This is a genomic window from Leifsonia sp. AK011 (genome assembly GCF_013410945.1).
Classification (GTDB): domain Bacteria; phylum Actinomycetota; class Actinomycetes; order Actinomycetales; family Microbacteriaceae; genus Rhodoglobus.
The window spans coordinates 707,254-724,990 of the sequence record NZ_JACCCH010000001.1 but is presented as its reverse complement, the minus strand read 5'-3'; the positions used below and the strand labels follow the sequence as shown (position 1 = coordinate 724,990).

At 67.5% G+C, this 17,737-nt stretch carries 17 protein-coding genes and 3 tRNA genes; 8 read left to right on the top strand and 12 right to left on the bottom strand.

The genetic code is table 11. The annotated features are described in order from the left end of the window. Positions 1 to 237: 237 nt before the first annotated feature. Positions 238 to 789 carry a hypoxanthine phosphoribosyltransferase gene (gene hpt / locus HDC94_RS03575; protein WP_179494916.1) on the bottom strand — a complete coding sequence of 184 codons (552 nt, stop codon included), beginning with the start codon at positions 787 to 789 and terminating at the stop codon, positions 238 to 240. Between the two features lie 9 nt (positions 790 to 798). Continuing rightward, on the bottom strand, positions 799 to 1,875 hold the full coding sequence (gene tilS / locus HDC94_RS03570) for a tRNA lysidine(34) synthetase TilS (protein ID WP_179494914.1): 1,077 nt from the start codon (positions 1,873 to 1,875) through the stop codon (positions 799 to 801). A gap of 50 nt (positions 1,876 to 1,925) precedes the next feature. On the opposite strand from tilS, the gene HDC94_RS03565 reads away from it, so the two are divergent. Together HDC94_RS03565 and HDC94_RS03560 are read left to right on the top strand one after the other, a co-directional pair. After that, entirely contained in the window at positions 1,926 to 2,408 is a 483-nt protein-coding gene (locus tag HDC94_RS03565; RefSeq protein ID WP_179494912.1) for an inorganic diphosphatase, read from the top strand. 82 nt (positions 2,409 to 2,490) lie between these two features. Then, positions 2,491 to 2,928, top strand: coding sequence for a hypothetical protein (locus HDC94_RS03560; protein WP_179494910.1), 438 nt, complete (start codon positions 2,491 to 2,493; stop codon positions 2,926 to 2,928). A gap of 117 nt (positions 2,929 to 3,045) precedes the next feature. Here HDC94_RS03560 and HDC94_RS03555 read toward each other — a convergent pair whose 3' ends face one another. From HDC94_RS03555 to HDC94_RS03545, 3 genes are all read right to left on the bottom strand, one after another. After that, on the bottom strand, positions 3,046 to 4,251 hold the full coding sequence (locus HDC94_RS03555; protein ID WP_179494908.1) for a C40 family peptidase: 1,206 nt from the start codon (positions 4,249 to 4,251) through the stop codon (positions 3,046 to 3,048). Between the two features lie 126 nt (positions 4,252 to 4,377). Beyond that, positions 4,378 to 5,583, bottom strand: a complete 1,206-nt coding sequence (locus HDC94_RS03550) for a M23 family metallopeptidase (protein WP_179494906.1) — start codon at positions 5,581 to 5,583, stop codon at positions 4,378 to 4,380. Between the two features lie 9 nt (positions 5,584 to 5,592). Next, positions 5,593 to 6,831: a M23 family metallopeptidase gene (locus HDC94_RS03545; RefSeq protein ID WP_179494904.1), complete on the bottom strand. Its 1,239-nt coding sequence runs from the start codon at positions 6,829 to 6,831 to the stop codon at positions 5,593 to 5,595. Between the two features lie 203 nt (positions 6,832 to 7,034). Here HDC94_RS03545 and HDC94_RS03540 point away from each other — a divergent pair. The 3 genes from HDC94_RS03540 (at position 7,035) to HDC94_RS03530 (ending at position 7,319) form a co-directional block, all read left to right on the top strand. Next, positions 7,035 to 7,107: transfer RNA gene (locus HDC94_RS03540), tRNA-Glu, on the top strand. A 24-nt stretch (positions 7,108 to 7,131) separates the two neighbouring features. After that, positions 7,132 to 7,205: transfer RNA gene (locus tag HDC94_RS03535), tRNA-Asp, on the top strand. Between the two features lie 38 nt (positions 7,206 to 7,243). Then, positions 7,244 to 7,319: transfer RNA gene (locus HDC94_RS03530), tRNA-Phe, on the top strand. Between the two features lie 238 nt (positions 7,320 to 7,557). Here HDC94_RS03530 and HDC94_RS03525 read toward each other — a convergent pair. From HDC94_RS03525 to HDC94_RS03505, 5 genes are all read right to left on the bottom strand, one after another. Beyond that, entirely contained in the window at positions 7,558 to 8,145 is a 588-nt protein-coding gene (locus HDC94_RS03525; RefSeq protein WP_179494902.1) for a DUF1349 domain-containing protein, read from the bottom strand. A 139-nt stretch (positions 8,146 to 8,284) separates the two neighbouring features. Beyond that, complete coding sequence (locus HDC94_RS03520) at positions 8,285 to 9,490, bottom strand: ABC transporter permease (protein ID WP_179494900.1); 1,206 nt, start codon at positions 9,488 to 9,490, stop codon at positions 8,285 to 8,287. Then, complete coding sequence (locus tag HDC94_RS03515) at positions 9,487 to 10,176, bottom strand: ABC transporter ATP-binding protein (RefSeq protein WP_179494898.1); 690 nt, start codon at positions 10,174 to 10,176, stop codon at positions 9,487 to 9,489. Before HDC94_RS03515 ends, HDC94_RS03520 begins: the two co-directional genes overlap by 4 nt. After that, the gene (locus HDC94_RS03510) at positions 10,173 to 11,297 is read right to left on the bottom strand and encodes a peptidoglycan-binding protein (protein ID WP_179494896.1); all 1,125 of its coding nucleotides are present in this window, start codon (positions 11,295 to 11,297) and stop codon (positions 10,173 to 10,175) included. Before HDC94_RS03510 ends, HDC94_RS03515 begins: the two co-directional genes overlap by 4 nt. An 11-nt stretch (positions 11,298 to 11,308) precedes the next feature. After that, positions 11,309 to 11,782, bottom strand: coding sequence for a hypothetical protein (locus HDC94_RS03505; RefSeq protein ID WP_179494894.1), 474 nt, complete (start codon positions 11,780 to 11,782; stop codon positions 11,309 to 11,311). A 188-nt stretch (positions 11,783 to 11,970) separates the two neighbouring features. Here HDC94_RS03505 and HDC94_RS14865 point away from each other — a divergent pair, with 188 nt between their 5' ends. Beyond that, on the top strand, positions 11,971 to 12,780 hold the full coding sequence (locus HDC94_RS14865) for a DUF1206 domain-containing protein (RefSeq protein ID WP_179494892.1): 810 nt from the start codon (positions 11,971 to 11,973) through the stop codon (positions 12,778 to 12,780). A gap of 78 nt (positions 12,781 to 12,858) precedes the next feature. Here the strand turns inward: HDC94_RS14865 and HDC94_RS03495 are convergent, their stop codons facing one another. Beyond that, positions 12,859 to 13,278, bottom strand: a complete 420-nt coding sequence (locus tag HDC94_RS03495) for a MarR family winged helix-turn-helix transcriptional regulator (protein ID WP_179494890.1) — start codon at positions 13,276 to 13,278, stop codon at positions 12,859 to 12,861. Positions 13,279 to 13,334: 56 nt separating this feature from the next. On the opposite strand from HDC94_RS03495, the gene HDC94_RS03490 reads away from it, so the two are divergent. Further along, positions 13,335 to 13,706, top strand: coding sequence for a VOC family protein (locus HDC94_RS03490; RefSeq protein WP_179494888.1), 372 nt, complete (start codon positions 13,335 to 13,337; stop codon positions 13,704 to 13,706). A gap of 18 nt (positions 13,707 to 13,724) precedes the next feature. Beyond that, positions 13,725 to 14,063, top strand: a complete 339-nt coding sequence (locus HDC94_RS03485; RefSeq protein WP_179494886.1) for a TraR/DksA C4-type zinc finger protein — start codon at positions 13,725 to 13,727, stop codon at positions 14,061 to 14,063. Positions 14,064 to 14,297: 234 nt separating this feature from the next. On the opposite strand, the gene HDC94_RS14860 is transcribed toward HDC94_RS03485, so the two are convergent. Next, positions 14,298 to 17,675 (bottom strand): cell wall-binding repeat-containing protein, encoded by a 3,378-nt coding sequence (locus tag HDC94_RS14860; protein WP_179494884.1) that lies wholly within the window; start codon positions 17,673 to 17,675, stop codon positions 14,298 to 14,300. Positions 17,676 to 17,737 lie beyond the last annotated feature (62 nt).

Sequence of the window (17,737 nt, the reverse complement as noted above, 5' to 3'; positions counted from 1 at the left end):
GTTATCGAAACCCACCACCGCACGACGTTGCGGAGGATGACACGCGGCAGTCGTTGCTCCGGAGCGGCGCTGGGCGGCGCGTCCTCCTCCGCAACGTTCGTGCGAGCCACGACCGCGCAAGTGCGGAGGGGCGGGCCTGCGCCAGCAGGTCTCCGGCGTGGTGGGCGTCTACGGGCAGAGACCTGCTGGCGCAGGCCCGCCCCGCAGCCCCGAGACACGGCAGCGGCCGAGGGACCTCTACTCGTAGACGTGCGGCGCGAGCACCGCTACACCGCGCAGGTTGCGGTACTGCTCCGCGTAGTCGAGGCCGTAGCCCACGACGAACTTGTTGGGAATGTCGAAACCGATGTACGTGACATCCACCTCGACCTTCAACGCGTCGGGCTTGCGGAGAAGGGCACAGATCTCGACGGTCTTCGCACCACGGCTCTCGAGGTTGGCGCGCAGCCACGAGAGGGTGAGACCGGAGTCGATGATGTCCTCGACGATGAGCACCCGACGACCCGTGAGGTCGGAGTCGAGGTCCTTGAGGATGCGCACGACACCGCTCGACTGGGTGCCGGCGCCGTACGACGAGACGGCCATCCAGTCCATCTCGATGTCGACTTTGAGGGCACGCGCGAGGTCCGCCATCACCATGACGGCACCACGCAGAACACCCACGAGCAGGATCTTCTCGCCCTGGTGGTCGGCCTCGATGGCTCGGGCGAGCTCCTCGATCTTGGCGTGGATCTCCTCTTCGGTGAGGAGGATCTCGGCGAGGTCGTTCTCGACGTCGGAGAATTCCATCAGCGTTCCTTAGCTCGCGGTGAAGTGCAGGTAACCGTCCCGCCGCTCCACCCTAACCCCGGGCAGGTCGACGCCAGACTGACCGTGCCACTCGGTCACGAGGCGCGCTACCTCGAGGGTCTGGGCGCGGCTGAGCGATACGTGGAACTCGCTCGCGACGGCCAGTCGGATGAGGCGCTGGCGCAGGGCGGCGGGGTTGGCGGCGAGCGCCTTCACGGGCAGGGCGATTCCGGCCTCGGAATGCTCGGCGAGGTCCTCCGCGATCTCCTCGGCGAAGTGGTCGAGCGCATCGGAGTCCTCGCGCAGCTGCTCCGCGGTGCGGGCGAGCGCCTCCGGGATGCCAGGGCCGAGCTCACGCTCAAGAAGCGGCAGCACCGCCTGGCGCACACGCACCCGGGTGTACGCGGGGTCGTCGTTGTGGGGGTCGTGCCACGGCTCGAGTCCGGCATCCGCGCACGCCTGCACCGTTGTCGAGCGACGGATGCCCAGCAGCGGTCTGCGGTACAGCCCGGTCACCGCGTCCATGCCACGAAGGCTTGCCGCCCCACTCCCCCGTGCGAGTCCGAGCAGGACCGTCTCGGCCTGGTCGTCGAGGGTGTGGCCGAGCAAGACGGCGGACGCGCCGGTCTCGCGCGCGGCCTGCTCGAGGGCGGTGTAGCGGGCTGTGCGGGCAGCGGCCTCCGGGCCACCCACGGTGCCCACCGTGACGGGTAGCACCAGGACGGGGTCGAGACCGAGATCGGTGGCCTGGCGTGCTGCCTGCGCCGCGGCATCCGCCGACTCGGGTTGGAGGCCGTGGTCGACGATCACAGCACCGGCGCTCAGGCCCGCGCGGGGCGCCTCGAAGGCGACGGCCGCGGCGAGCGCGAGGGAGTCGGGGCCCCCGGAGAGCGCAACCAACACGAGCCCCCCGTGCACAAATGCAGGAGATCCAGAGGCCGGATTGTCCAGCTCGGGGCGTGCGTGCACGTCGGGCCGTGCATCGCCTGCATTTGGGATGTCGCGGAGAGGAGATTCCGGCAGCAACTCGCGCACTGCACGCCGGATGTCGGCGATCGCGGGCGTGAGGCGGGGGCGCTGGGGCATCCGCTAACGTTATTGCAGCATCCCGCCCCTCACCTCAAGGAGACCCCACCATGACCGCCTACGACGTCATCGTTGAGATTCCCCGGGGCAGCCGCAACAAGTACGAGGTGGACCACGAGACCGGTCGCGTGTTCCTCGACCGCTACCTCTTCACGACGTTCCAGTACCCGACCGATTACGGCTTCTTCGAGCACACGCTCGGCCTCGACGGTGACCCGGTCGACGCGCTCATCCTGCTCGACGCCCCCACCTTCCCGGGCGTTGGAATCTCGGTGCGTCCCGTCGCGGTCTTCAACATGACGGACGACGGTGGCAGCGACGCCAAGGTGATCTGCGTGCAGGCGAAGGACCCGCGCTGGTCGCATATCCAGGACCTCGACGACATTCCGGAGTTCACGAAGAAGGAGATCGAGCACTTCTTCACCCACTACAAGGACCTCGAGCCCGGCAAGTGGGTCAAGGTCGACGGCTGGCAGGGTGCGGCCGAGGCCGACGCGGTCGTGCAGGCAGGGCTCGCCGCTTACAAGGGCTAGTGCTCGACGCAGCAGTATTCGAGAAGCGGCATGCTCGCGGCATCCCTAGTGTGAAGTCAACGAATCACCGAAGGGACTGACCATGGGCGACACCAAGACCGGCTTCAGCGACGCCGAGCGCGAGGCGATGAAGCAGCGCGCCGCCGAGCTCAAGGAGATGAAGGGCGTCAAGGGCTCCGCCAAGAAGGCGAAGGAGTTCGAGGCGTGCCTGGCCGAGATCGAGAAGCTGACGGGCACGGACCGGATCATCGCTGAGCGCCTGCACCTGATCGTCTCCGAGGTGGCACCGCACCTCGACCCCAAGACCTGGTACGGATTCCCGACCTACGCCAAGGACGGCAAGAACATCGTGTTCTACCAGCCGGCGTCGAAGTTCAACACGCGTTACGGCTCGATCGGCTTCGACGAGAATGCCGCACTCGATGACGGCGAGATGTGGCCGAGCTCGTACGCGATTCTCGAGATGACGGATGCCGCGGAGAAGAAGCTCCGCGCCCTGGTGAAGAAGGCGGCTGGCTAGCCAGTCGGACGACCTGCGTAGGCGCGCTGACGCTAGGAGCGAAGGCCATTTCTGGCCTTCGCCGCGTCGCCAGCGCCGGCGTCCGTCCCGGACGTCGGTTACAGCGAGCCGTCGTTCTTACCCGGTCGGGCGACCCGCGTACGGCAGCGCGTCGTAGTACCTCACCGGGGTGACACGCACGGGCACACCCTCGCGCGGGGCCTCGATCATCATGCCGTCCCCCACGTACATGGTCACGTGGTAGAAACTGCCCGGGTACCCGCCGTCGGCGTAGTAGATGAGGTCACCGGGGGCCATCGCGCCCAGCGGGACGAGCCGGCCAGCGCCTGCCATCGTGTAGTACTGGCTCGAGACGAGGTGCGCGCCGATGTAGACGCCCACCGACTCGTACGCCGCCTTGGTCAGGCCGGAGCAGTCCCAACCCCAGGGGCCGGAGCCGCCGAAGACGTAGGGCTTGCCGAGCTGCGCGTAGGCGAAGGCAATCGCTCCGGAGGCTGCTGACGCGTCGGGTGCCGGAGGCGTCGGGTTGGGTGCCGGGCCCGTGACGGGCGGAGCGGGCGGCTGGGCGGCCTGCTCCTGCTCTTGGGTCAGCCCCGCCATGTAGCGGTTCTCGACATCCTTGGTGGTGCCCTTGAGTGTCGCGAGCTGCTCATAGAGCTGGTCGGATGCCGCCTGCTTCTCCGCGATGCGTGCCTGCACCGCATCCGCTGCCTCCTGGGCGCTGGCGAGGGCGGTCTCCGCCGCAGCGGACAACGTCTTGCGCTCCGTCTCCGCGACCTTCGCCTGAGCGGTCATCGCTTCAGCGCGATTGCGGTCCTGCGTCGCCTGCTCGTAGAGCGTTGTGGCACGCTCGGCCACCTTGCCTGCCGTGCCGAGCGAGCCGAGCAGGTCCTCCGCGTCGGGGCTCGCCATGAGGGCCACGCTCAGATTGCCGCTCCCCGTGCGTGCGAGCTGGGCGATGAGTTGGCCGGCCTGCTGGCTGGAGACCAGGGCGCGCTTCTCGGCAGCGGCCGCGGCATCCGCGAGGCTCGTGGCCCTGGCGGTCGCGTTCTCGAGCGCCACCTTCGCGGAGTTGAGTTCCTCGGCCTTGAGCTGGGCCTGGCGACCGAGTTCCGCCGATTCGGTCTCGAGGTCGGAGAGGATTCCCTCGATCTCGCTGATGGCACTGTTGGTGGCCGCCTCGTCCGAACGGGCGGCGAGCACGTCATCCCAGGACGGGTAGTCGTCGGCTCCTGCGGCCGCGGCGACACCGACGCTCAGCACAAGTCCGAGCGCGACGGCAGCGCCGAGCGCTCTGAGGTGACGATGATGCGGCCTGGACATGTGCTCCCCCGAGTCACGTTGTTAACACTGATAACAGAGGCAACAGTAGCAACACGCGGGAGAATTGCACAGGGGAGAACATCCTGAGCGACTAAGAGCGTCGTCGGTGAGGCCTCCGGGGCGGGGTCAGCCGAGCGAGATGCCCTGGCCGGAGAAGAACGGCACCGCGTCGATCGCCGCGCCGTTGATACGCACCTCGAGGTGGAGGTGGCACCCCGTCGACGCGCCCGTCGTGCCCACGAGGGCGATGTTCTGGCCGATGTCGACGTGCTGCCCGATACCGACCAGGATGCCGCCGTCGACGATGTGACCGTACGCGGTGGCGACCCCTCCGCCGTGGTCGATGAGCACGAAGTTGCCGTAGCTGCCGTTCCACCCGGCGTAGGCCACGGTGCCGCCTGTGGCGGCGTAGATCTTCTGGCCGCAGCTCGCGCCGATGTCCGTTCCCTGGTGGTACGTCGACGCACCCGCGGTCGGGGCGATGCGCGGGCCGAAGTTGTCCGTGATCGGGCCGGATACCGGCTTGACCCACCCGGTGTCGCTGATCTCGCCGACGTCGAGGTTGGCACCGCTACCGAAGCGCTCGCGAACGCCTGCCTGGTAGTCGGCCTCGGTCGCGGCCCGGCGTTCCGTGAGCACAACGAGCTGCTGCTGGAGTGTCGCCTCGTTGTTCTGCTGCTCGGCGAGTGCCGCCGCCGCAGCGTTGGACGCGGTCTGCGCCTCGACGAAGAGCTTCTCCGCCTTGAGTTTGAGAGCCTCAAGCTCGACTCGCGCGACCTCGGCAGAGTCGCTCAGCGACTGCGCGGTGTTGCGGTCGAGCAGCGCGCGCTCATAGATCGCGTAGGCCTGGTCGGAGATCTTGCTCGACATGCCGAGGCCGTAGAGGAGGTTGTCGGCGTCGCCCGACACGAGGAGGTTGGCCGTGAGGTCCTGCCCGCCGCCGCGCATGAGCTGGGCGGCCCACTGGCCGGCCTGCTGCTCGGACTGCGTGGCGGTGAGGTTCGCGGCATCCGCCTGCTTCTGCAGGTTGGCGGTCTTGTACGCCTGCTCCTGGAACTTCTGGTCGGCGGCCGCCCACACCTCACCCTTGGCCTTGGCGTCGGCGGCGGTGCGTTCGGCCTCCGCCTTGAGCCCACCGAGCAGTGCCTGGATCTCGGCAATGCGCGCCTGGGTCGCCGCCTCGTTGTTGCGGGCGGAGGCGACGTCGTCCCAGCTCGGGTAGTCCTTGGCGAAGGCGGCGGGCGAAGCAACGCCCAGGATGCCACCTGCCACAACGGTCGCGAGCACTGCAGCGACCGCGGCGAACCTGGTTATTCTGGAGGATCTGGTCATGGTTCCCTGCTAGCCGAGAGTGATGCCGCGTTCGGCAAAGAATGGAACCGCATCCCGCGCGGTGCCGCCAATGCGGACCTCGAGATGCAGGTGGCAGCCCGTGGAGGTACCCGTGGTGCCGACGTTGGCGATGTGGGTACCGGGAGCCACCTGTTGACCGTACCCGACGAACGTGCCTCCACCCACGATGTGCGCGTACGCCGTGGCGACTCCGCCACCGTGGTCGATGAGCACGAAGTTGCCGTAGCCGCCGTTCCAGCCGGCGTAGACGACCGTGCCCGCCGCGGCAGCGTAGATGGGCGACCCACAACCGGCGCCGAAGTCGGTGCCCTGGTGGTAGCTCGACGCACCACCCGTCGGGGGAACGCGGGGACCGAACGAGGATGTCACGCGCCCGGCGACCGGCTTGGCCCAACCCGCGGCGCTGATCGCACCCGCAGGCAGCCCGATGCCCGCCTTCGCGCGCTCCTCGACGCCCTTCTGGTAGTCGGCCTCGGTCGCAGCGCGGCGCTCCTTGAGCACAACCAGCTGCTGCGCGAGGCGGGCCTGGTTCTCCTGCTGCGCGACGACCGCCGCTGCCGCCTTCTCCGAGGCGGCCTGAGCCTCCACGAACGCCGCCTCCGCAGCGATCTTCAGCTGCTCGAGCTCGTCACGGGCGACATCGGCCTGGTCGGTGAGGGCACGTGCCGTGTTGCGATCGAGTACCGCGCGTTCGTAGAGCGCGTTCGTCTGCTCGGCTATGCGGCCTGACATCCCGAGCCCGTAGAGGAGGGAGTCGGGGTCCTCGTTGCCCGCGAGGAGGGTGGCGGTGATGTCGGAGCCGCCGGCGCGGGCGAGCTGGGCCGCCATCTGTCCGGCGCGCTGGCCGGAGTCGGCAGCAGCGACCTTGGCGGCCTCGGCCTGGTCGAGGAGGGTCTGGGCCTTGCCCGCGGCGGCCTGGTAGCGGGAGTCGAGCTCACCCCATCGTGCGCCCTTGGCCGTGGCATCCGCCTGGGCTCGCTCGGACTCCGTCGTCAGCTGGCCGATAAGTGCCTCGATCGCGGCGATCTGGTTGGCGGCTGCGGCCTCGTTGTTGCGGGCGGCGGCGACGTCGTCCCAGGTCGGGTAATCGACGGCGAAAGCGCTGGATGCTGGCCTGGTAGCGAGGTCGGATGTCGCGAGCAGGGCCGTCACAGCGAGGAACGCGAACAGCCTCAATCGGGCGCGCGTCGCTCCCGCTGTGCGCGTCTGGGCGCGAGTACTGTTCATGAAATCCCCGTATCGCGTCAGTCACCCTCGTCGGCAGGGTTCGATGACTACTTGAAGCTACCTGCGGGCTTCGCGGATGCCGGGGACATTTGACCTTTTTCGCGCGATTCCCAGTTCTCGCCTCGCGATCTCGGTGCGGTTTGGCATTTCATGCCCACCCCCTTATGCTTGACCCTCGGTAGCTAAGAAGTTCTGAACTTCGAGGCCCCATCGTTTAGTGGCCTAGGACGGCGCCCTTTCACGGCGTTAACACGGGTTCGAATCCCGTTGGGGTCACAAAACACAGAACGAAAATAGCTAGGCCCTGTAGCGCAGTTGGTTAGCGCGCCGCCCTGTCACGGCGGAGGTCGCCGGTTCAAGTCCGGTCAGGGTCGCAAGGTTCGGCATCTCTCGCCAGGCGCCGTACTTGTACGGCTCTGTAGCTCAGTTGGTAGAGCGCACGACTGAAAATCGTGAGGTCACGGGATCGACGCCCGTCGGAGCCACCATTTGTTTGACTCCTCCGCCCAGTGTTCCGATATGGCTGTCATTGTGGCTGTTTTAGCGACCATTTCGGAACACTCGCGAACTCGCGCCGCGGCAAGCACCTCGTCATTCAGCAAATCGAGCACAGTCACGGCGAACCATCTCTTGGAACTCGCCGACTGTCATGACCGCCGGCTCGTACCCGTTCGACGAGTCCCTCGCGTAGACCTCTCCCGGTGCGTCGGTAGAGCGAACGACGCATCAACTCTCCGGATGCAGGCTCGCATCCGGAGCTGTAGTGCGCCATGACGTGAAATGCACCGTCAGGCCGTCGCGCGTCGGGGCGCAGCAGAACGGTCCCGCGGAGACGACAGCATCCGGATCGAGTGGCGCGACTCGCACGAGGACCCACGGTTCGTCATCCACCCTCGCGCGAATCGTGAGGGCGTTCCCTGATCGGCTGGCGCGCATGGTGACCAACCGTCCGTCCCACCCCGGCGTGGGAGAAAGCGACCAGTCCGATTCGCCTCGCGTGACGACAGCGCCCACACTCTCCTGTCCGTCGCTCCATTCGATCCCAGCCTTGATCCACGATGTTTCGTCGTGCCGGATGAAGACGCCGGCCTGATCGAACTGGGCCGCGAAGTTCAGGCGGAACGACACCTCGACTGCGCTGGCCTGCTCGAAGGGTGCGAGAAGTGCGTGCTCGGAGTCGTGGATGAACCCGTACGAGGTGATTCGCCACGCGTCACTGCCCTTACGAGCGGTGACATACAGCCCGTCATCCTTGGTCTCGAAATGAACCGGCGGCGTCGTCCATTCTCCTGACGCCCAATCGATGTCACCCATGGGATAGAGCCTCTCAGCATCTAGCGGGCGCTGGAAACGGGCGCAGGCTCCCCTGCGGCGTTGCTTCTCCGCCCAGTGTTCCGATAGTGCCGCTTTGGCTGGCCCTATTGCGGGACTTTCGGAACACTCGGCGGAGGCGTCAGCTGCTGAGGGCCGTGTTCGGGGAGGTCGCAGCGGCTCGCATTGCGGGGTAGAGGCCTGCAAGGGCGCCCACCACGAGTGTGGATGCCACCCCAGCGCCCAGCACGGGCAGCGGAACGACCACCGGCCAGTCGCTGATGGCCGCCACGACCGCGGTCGCCAGGGAACCGATCAGAGCTCCAGCGACTCCGCCGAGGCCGGAGAGCACGAGAGCCTCAATGACGAACTGGAGCCTGATGTGACGACGGGTGGCACCCAGCGCACGGCGGAGCCCGATCTCCCGACGCCGCTCGATCACCGAGATGATCATGGTGTTCGCCACTCCGATGGCGCCGACGAGGAGCGAGATGGAACCGAGGCCCACGAGCATCCCCGTGAATGTGTCATCCACGGCATCGACTGCCGCGAGCGCATCCGAGGGTCGGGTGACCGCGACCGAGCCCGCCGCCCCGGGCTGCACTGCCGGCGCAATGAGCGAGCTCACCTCGCGCACTCTCGTTTCGTCGACGCGGAGGTAGAGGCGGGTTGGGCTTCCGTTGAAGGAGTAATCGTGCTCTGCCGCTGGCATGCCGATGAAGGCGGCGAAATCGAGTTCCGGCGCGAGCGGGATCGGGTCGAGAATCCCCGTGACGAGCACGTTCTGGTCGCCGATCCAGACGAGAGTTCCCGCCTCGGTGACACCGAGGCGCTCCGCCGCCGCCGCGCCGAGCACGGCCGAGGGAAGGGTGGCCGTGGCCGCGTTCAGCCAGCTTCCCGAACGGACCGTGCCCCCGACGACGTCCAGGAGGGTGAGGTCCGCCGCCGTGACGGTGAGCCCGCCGGTGCGGCCCGGATCGACCAGCTCGTTGCGATAGACGCCAACGCCCGAGACATCCCCCACCGCAGCGGATCCCTCGATGCCCGAGAGGCGATCAGCTCGCGCGGATGCATTGGCGGGAAGGGGGATCGCGTCGCCGGAGACCGGAGGCGCGGACGTAGCGCTGAAGAGGTTCGTGCCGAGCTCGGACAGGCGCTCGTCCAGCTTGGCCTGGCTCGAGGACGAGATACCGAGCACCGCGACCATCGCCGCGACCCCGATCGCGATCCCCAGCGCTGACAAGACCGCTCGCGCGGGTTTCGCGACGACTCCCGCTGATCCGAGAGCGAGGAGATCCACGAACCGGAGTCGTGACTTGTCCACTCGGTCGGGCGTTGTGCGCTTCATGCGCGCACCTTCGATGAGGAGTCGGAGACGACCATGCCGTCGCTGATGGTGACCCGGCGAGGTAGCCGGGCCGCGAGATCGGTGTCGTGCGTGATGACGATGATGGTGGTGCCCGCGGCGTTCAGCTCGTGCAGGAGTTCGACGACCCCCTCGCCCGAGCGCGAGTCCAGGTTGCCCGTCGGTTCATCGGCCAGGAGGAGCGGCGGATCACCGACGACAGCCCTGGCGATGGCCACGCGCTGCCGCTCCCCACCCGAGAGCTGGTGCGGACGGTGCGTGACACGATGCCCGAGGCCCACGCGCTCCAGGGCGTGCTGGGCTCGGGCTTGGCGCTCTCGCCTCGGCACGCCCGTGTAGAGGAGTCCGTCGGCGACGTTGTCGCGCGCGGTGGCGCCCTCGCGAAGGTGGAACTGTTGGAAGACGAATCCGAGCCTCCGCGCGCGGAGTGCGGACAGGGCGGCATCATCGAGGTTCCGAGTGTCGACCCCCGCGATCGAGACTCGACCCGATGTCGGCCGGTCGAGGGTGCCGATGATGTTGAGCAGTGTCGACTTGCCGGAGCCGCTCGCGCCCACGACGGCGACGAACTCTCCCCTCTCGACAACGAGGTCGATGCCCGCGAGTGCGGTGACGGGAGGCGTTCCGTACACCCGCACGACCCCGGCGAGATCGAGCAGCGCGCTCATCGGGCAGGCACCACAACGAGGAGGCCAGCAACGATGCGGTCGCCACTGATTTCCGCTCGCCCGGAGGCGACGGCGCCCACCGATACCGGCACCAACTCTCGATCCGCCGAGTCGCCGGAAGGCGGGATCTCCACGGCGAAGTGCGTGTCATCCAGGGGCACGAGCGCATCGACGGGCACGGTGAGAACGTCGCTGCGGAGAGTGCTCGCAAAGCTCACCGTCACGCTCGCCAGTGCGAGGTCGGCGACGGCGTCCTGGTCCGCGACGGTGATGCGCACCGGGATCACCACGGATGAACCAGAGCCGTCTGCCTTCGGGCGACTCTGGGGTGAACCGACATCCTGAATCGCGCCGTCGACGGTCGAACCGTCGGGAAGTGTGATCGTCACCCCGCTGCCAGCGACAGCAAGGGACCGATCGGATGATGACACCGCCAGGTCCACGACCTTCTCCACGCTCGTCGCCGTGTACAGCTCCGAGCCCGGGCCCACGTCCTGCCCGAGTCGCGCGGCGGGGGCGTCGACACGGAGGCTTCCGTTCCAGAACAGCAGCATCGCGCGCTCGACCGAACCGGTCGGCTCGAGCCCCAGCGACACCTGCCACGCGCGAACGGCAACCGTCGTGTCCCAGTCGAACGTGGCATCCGGTTCTTCCTCGAGGAAGCCGAGGGCTGCGAGGTTCTGCTCGAACTGGAGCACATCGGGCCCGTCGCTCATGTCGGAACTGAAGTCCCTCCACGCCGGCGTCGTGCCCGAGAGGAGGAGAACGGGGAGCGTGTTGACTCGGTAGAGCACCCCGCCCGGGTCGATCACGGTCCCAGCACTGGGAAGTTCGGTGACGACGCCAGCGACGCCGGAGGCGATCGCCTCGGAGCGGGCGTAAGCAATGGCGCCCACGACCTTGGTTTCAGCGACCATGTCGCCCGAGGTGACCGGCTCTGTCGACACCGCGCCCGCGGGTGGAGGGGCATCAGCCGGGCCCTCGCGCAGAAAGACTGCCGCCGCGACGACCGCGCCAGTGGCGAGGATCGCTACGACCGAGACCGCTATCACCGCACGTCGACGCCGCGATGGCGGCCGTCGGTGAGCCGTCTCAGTGGACTCCTTGATATCTGCACTCATAGGTCGGGCCCTCACACCGGGGGGATGCAGGCGGCGACGTCGGCCTCGGTGGCCTCCTCGGGCAGTACGAATGCCTGGCCAAGCTGGGGCTCCTCAACCTCGACGCCCCGCTCGCGGAAGCAGTCGGCCCACTCGAGCATCCCCTTCAGCATCTCGGCGTCATCGACCTTGCCACCGGGGGTGGGCGGGTCGCCGATCTCACGCATGCAGACGCCGGCCGCCTCGTTGAGTCCCTCCATCGACTCCGTGATGCCCTCGCCGGGCTGCGGGTCCTTCACGTCGAAGCCGGCATCGCGCAGGCACTGCGCAAGCTTCAGGTCGTAGGCGTCCCGGGCCGCCGAGAACCCTGCGTTTCCGCCGGTGGAGTCTGTGGCGGATGTCTCGGCCGGGGTGGGGGTTGTGCCGGTGCATCCGGCCAGAAGGAGCGTGAGGCCGAGCGCGGACGCGAGGATCGCCGGGTAGCGGGAGCGCGATGAGGTGGGCATGGGAAACTCCTTGAATCACAGCGCCGCTCTGTGCGACGTCATGGTTCAAGCAAAGGTCAGCGCCCGTTGCGGCTCCGTATCCGGAAATGGATACGGCGACGATAGGTGCGGGCGCGCACTGCATACTCCCCCGCTGCCCTCGAGGCAACCACTCGCTCCCCAACTGGCCCCCGCCATAGCCTCGGACGGTGAACACACCCAACGTCAAGCAGACCGCCCACAACTCGCGAAACTCCACTCCCGCCAGAGTCCTCGCGCGGGCGGGCTTCGCGGTCAATGGAGTGGTGAACGCGATCATCGGAGCCATCGCGATCGGTATCGCGGTGTCGGGCGGGGGCAGTGCGGACCAGTCCGGCGCGTTCGCCGCCATCGCCGCGAATCCCGCCGGGCTCGTGCTCCTGTGGGTGATCGCGATCGCACTCGCGGCGCTCGGACTCTGGTACCTCCTGGGGTCGTTCCTCGAGAATGACCGTGACACAAAGGGCCGCGCGCTGAAGATCGCGATCGGCGTGGGCAAGGGCGTGGCCTACCTTGCGCTTGCGGTGGGCGCAGCGGGTTTCGCCGTGGGCTCGGGCAGCGACAGCGCTGGGCAGGCGACATCCTTCACCGCTCAGCTCCTGGCGACGCCCGGAGGCGTGATCGTTGTTGTCGCCGTCGGGCTGCTCGTGTGCGGCATCGGTGGGTACATGGTGTGGAAGGGGCTGTCCCGAGGGTTCGAGGAGGACCTCGCCGTCCCCGGCGGGAGGACGGGAAAGGTCGTGCTGGGAGCCGGCGTGCTGGGTTACGTTGCTCGCGGAATCGCACTGTTCGTCGTGGGGGTGCTGTTCATCGTGGCATCCGTCACGGCCGACCCCTCGAAGGCATCCGGCCTGGACGGCGCGCTCAAAGCGCTTGCCGACCTGCCGTTCGGGAAGGTGATCCTGGTGGTCGTGGGTCTGGGCTTCATCGCGTACGGGGTCTACAGCGTGCTGCGGGCACGGTTCGCGAAGCTCGGGTAGGGCTTGAGTCACCGAGTGTTCCGATTTGGCCGTTATTCGTGATGTTTTGGCGACCATTTCGGAACACTCGGCGACGGGTTACTCCTCGAGCGAGCGGATGCAGGCAGCCAGAGCCTGCTCGAGTGCAGCGGTCTCCGCGGTGCTGAAGCCCCGCAGCATCCGCTCTTGAACACCGTCGACGAGTGTCTGCGCAGCGTCGAGGGTCTCGGCGCCGGCATCAGTCAGTAGGGCGGGGAGAGCGCGCCCGCTCTCGGCCTGAGTGGGCCGCGCCACGAGGCCCCGGTCGATGAGTTGCTGCAGCAGGGCGTTCATCGATTGGCGCGTGACGAAGGTTGCCCTCGCGAGACCTGCGGCCGAGACGCCGGGTTCGAGGCGCAGTCGGAAGAGACACGAGTACTGCGAGACCGTGAGTCCTAGTGGTTTCAGCGCCTCCTCCATGCGCACGTGGAGGAGCGACTGGGCCTGCTTGAGCGCGTAGCCGACGTTCGTGTTGACCATGTCAGCATCCTGACATACTCTTGGATGTAAGGAAACTGACATAGAGGAGATTCACCATGGCCGTCACAGGTCCAGACTTCATCGCACTTCAGGTGCGCGACCTCGAGAAGGCCGCCACGTTCTACGAGGAGGTCGTCGGGCTCAGCCGCGCACCCTTCTCGCCGCCGCACGCGGTCGTCTTCGACACGCAGCCGACGTTCGCCGTTCGTGACCCCGCGCCGGGTGTCGACCTGGATGCCGGACCCCTCGGCCTCGGCGTCGCGCTCTGGCTGCACGACCCCGACGCGGCGGAGCTCCACACGACCGTGGCCGCCGCTGGCGCGACCGTCGTGCAGGAGCCGTTCGACGGTCCGTTCGGAACGACGTTCGTGTTCCAGGACCTCGACGGCTACCTCGTCACAATCCACAGCAGGACGACCGCAGGCTGAGGCGTATCGTCGAGGGTCATGAATCCGTTCGAGGCCCTGCTGCGTGCCCGCCGCGCGGAGATACTCGACGCCATCGGGGTGTCGAGCGAGGAGCTCGCAGGCATCCGATTCGCGCGGTCGGATGGCACGGCGGACGACGAGCACGACCCTGAAGGCTCGACCCTGGCATCCGACTGGTCCCGCATCACGAGCATGCACGCCACCGCCGTGGCGAGTCTCGACGAGGTGGACCGTGCGCTGGAGCGCATCGCGGATGGCACGTTCGGCACGTGTGTGACGTGCGGGAACCCGATCCCGGATGCTCGCCTCCACGTTCGCCCGTGGGCGGATCGTTGCGTCACCTGCGCCGCGCTGTAGCCCTCTCACGCTGAGTGTTCCGATTTGGCTGCCATTTGCGGGGTTTTAGCAGCCATATCGGAACACTCGGCGCATACAGGACGCGCGACAGGCACGACGCCCGACGCACACCAGGCGCGACGCCCAACGCGCAACCAGCGCGATGCCCACGAGGGACCGCACAACACGACAGTGGCCGCCGCAGTGTCAGGGGACTCCGACACCGCGGCGGCCACTGGCCGCGCTACTGGAGGGTTAGCCGCACGCCGTGAGGCTCTCCACAGAAGCCGACAGCGACGGGAGGCCACCGAGGAGTGTGACCCCCGTCACGCCGAGGGCGTCCAGGTCATCCAGCACACCCTGGGGCACACAGTCCGGGTAGACCGTGTACAGGGGTGAGCCAGACTTGCCCGCCCATGCCGAGCCCGCGAGCGCGTCCGGGAAGTTCGCTCCCGTGGACAGGAACGCGTGCTCTGCCGTGTCGAAGGCGTCGGCGTTGATCGCCCGCGCCGTCTCGTAGCGGTTGGAGCCCGCGAGCCGAACAGCGTTCGTGAGCTGGTCGATGTCGTAGAACATGTCGTCCGAGATCGAGTTGACGTCACCGAGGACCCTCGTGTCGGTCACCCCGAGATCGCCCAGCAGATCGGCCGTCGCCGTGCCCAGGTCTCCGGTGCTTCCGTTGACCAGGATCACCGGCGCATCCTGCGCTCCTGCCGCACCTCCCGCTGCGAGCGCGTCAGGGAACTTGGTTCCCGTCGCGATGTAGGCAAGGGATGCACCGGAATCACCGAACGCGTACTCCGCCAGCATGCGCGATGTCTCGTAGCGGTCTGCACCGCCCAGACGCGTGATCGAGTCGGTCATCGCCGTCAGCTGCGTGTACACGGATGCACTGACCGACGGTTCACCACCGACCACAACGATCTTCGCAGGGCTCAGCCGCGCAATCTCGGCCGCGACAGTCTCGGGGATTCCCCCGGGAGTCACGAGCAGCAGCGGACCGCCCTGGAAGGCTGCTGCCGGGCCGGCCGACAGGGCGTCGGGGTAGTCCCGACCGTTCGCGACGTACACAACGGGCGCTGTGTCGGGGTACGACTGCTGCGAGATCTTCACTGCGGTCTCGAACCGGTCATCGCCCGCGACCCGGTCGACAGCGGGGCCGGTCGGCTCCTCCACCGCGGTGAGCGTCCAGAAGCGGTCGGGGGTGGCAGCATCCGTCGCGGTCGTTGCCGTGCCCGAGCTGCCGGTGCCCGCAACGATGGTTCCGTTGCGGCTGTTGCCCGAGCTGTCGACGAGCGTCGTGAAGTTGCTGGTCTCGTCGAACTTGTAGTTCGCGACGTTTCCCGCGGCAGCCTGACCGGTTGCGATCGTGGCGACCTCCTGGGCGGAGAGCGCACGGTCGTAGATCGCGAGGTCGTCAACCGCGCCGTTGTAGGCGGGGTCGCTGTACTGCGACTTACCGATGTAGTTGCGGTTGGTCTGGCCGAGCGCCGACGGCTTCGTCGTGAACGACGTGTTGGTGCTGACCGCGTTGCCGTTGACGTACATCGTTCCCGTGGTGCCCGACGACACGATCGTCACGTTCGTCCACTGGTCGAGCGGGAGGTTCTGTCCCGTCCAGTTGAGCTGCTTCTCGCTGCCCGCTCCGCCCGAGGTGATGGCGAATCGGGGGCCGTTGCCGGCGCTCACCGTGAGGAACATGTTGGCCGACTGTCCCGTTCCGAAGTCGAAGACGCGCGACCAGGTCGTGACCGCCTTCGGCTTGACCCACGTGGAGATCGACCAGTCACCGCTCAGACCGCTCACGACGCCCGTCGGCAGCTGTCCGTAGGACGAGGTGCCGCAGAAGTCGAGTGCAGTACCGATCTTGCCGGGCTGCCGGGATGTCGTGGGCTGGCATCCCGTCGAGGCAACACCGTCAGCCCACTGGTTGATGGATGCGCCATCCTGCGTGCTCGCCCCTACGACTCCGAGGGTCTGACCCGTGCCGTAGTTCGTGAAACGGTACTTTCCGGTGCTGTCGGGGACGGGCTGCCAGAGCTGGTTCTCGGCAGTGCCGCTCGCGGCCACGGCGAGTGCACCGTTCGTGGTGGCACCGCCCTGGATGCCGAGCGCGAAGCCGCTCTCGGCGTTCTCGAGACGGTACAGGCCAGAGCCCGCCGAGACGAGGTTCCACGTCTGGGCGTCGCTCCCGCTCGTGGGCTTCTGCACGACGGGGTCGCCGTCGGCGGGTCCACTGGGCTCGAGCGCCATTCCGCTGTTTCCGTTGGTGATGACATACGAGCCGTCGAGCGTCTCTCCGACACCCGCCTCGGTCACGACGATGTGGTAGCCGTAGGCGGGGTTCATGACGATCGGCACGGTGATGCTTCCGTCGGAGCCGACCTCGTACGTGGTGTTCGAGATCGTGATCGGCCCGGCGGTCGGCGTCGTGCGTCCGTATGCGGGGGTGTATTCGAGCATGACGTTGACGTCGTCACCGAGGTTGAGCTGGTCGAGCCCGTTGACGACGATCGACGTCGCGCCGGTGTTGCCGCCCGCGATGATGCGGACCTCGTCCTTGTCATCGTTGACGGATGCCACGCCCTCCAGTGGGCTCGAATTCGACGGCGGCGTCGTCGTGACCATGTCTCCCTCGAACTGGGCGTACCAGGTGTACATCCAGTAGGCGCCGTTGGGCGAACCGCCCCGGCTGGTGAGGAGGTCGCCGAGCGTTCCGGACTGGTTCCAGAACGGCAGCTCCGCGCGGTCGATGCCGTAGCGCTCGAGCTTGGCGAGGTACGGGACGAGCTTGCCCGGGATGCCGACCTCGCCCGTCGTCGCGTATTCCGTGATGTCGACCGGGATGTCACCGAGCTCCAGTTCGTCCAGCAAGGCGTTCACGGTGTTGACGTGACCCTGGATGCGGTCAGGCGAGATGAGCTCGTGCCATTCGAGCACGTCGGGGACGGTGTTCGTCTCCTTCGCGAACTCGAGGAACTCGCGCATGCCGCTGATGTCGGTGGAGTAGTTCGGGCCCTGGATCGGAACATCCGGAGCGATCTCCCTCAGCAGGTTGTAGCTGAACTCCCAGAAGTCGAGGAACGAGCCGTTCTGGGTCCTCCAGGTGATGTCGGGCTCATTCCACGGTGCGTAGGCGACGATGTTGGTCGCGCCCGCTGCGTCGATCTTGGCGACGATGTCGCGGACCGCGTTCTCCCAACCGAGACGGGTCTGGGTGTCGGTCCAGGAGAACTGGTAGGGCCATCCCGGGTAGTAGTCGACCAGGCGAACGACGACTCCGGCTCCGGCGCGATCGGCGGCCTGCCACACGTTGAGCGTGTCGCCTGTGGGCTGCTGCGTGCCGCCGGGCGGCATCTGCACGAAGGTGTCCGGCTTGAGTGGCGCGATGAGAGCGTCCGACGGAACGCCGTCGCTGGCGATTCCGTAGAGCGAACCGCTCGCCATGACGGTCGCTTCGCGGAACGGCTGGTCGGCCTCCACGATGAGTGTCGCGGCGGGGCCGGGAGCCGCGGACGCCTCGTCCGCGAGCTGGGGAAGTGACACCACCCCGAGCGATGCCGCCATGGTCGCGGCGATGCCGAGCGCGAGGGAGCGCCGCAGCGTCGGGGGATGGGCTGTGGTGAGTGACACGATCGTCCTCCATTTTTCGTCTGGAGACACCGGTGGAGTCTGATTTCCGTGTGCGAAGGACG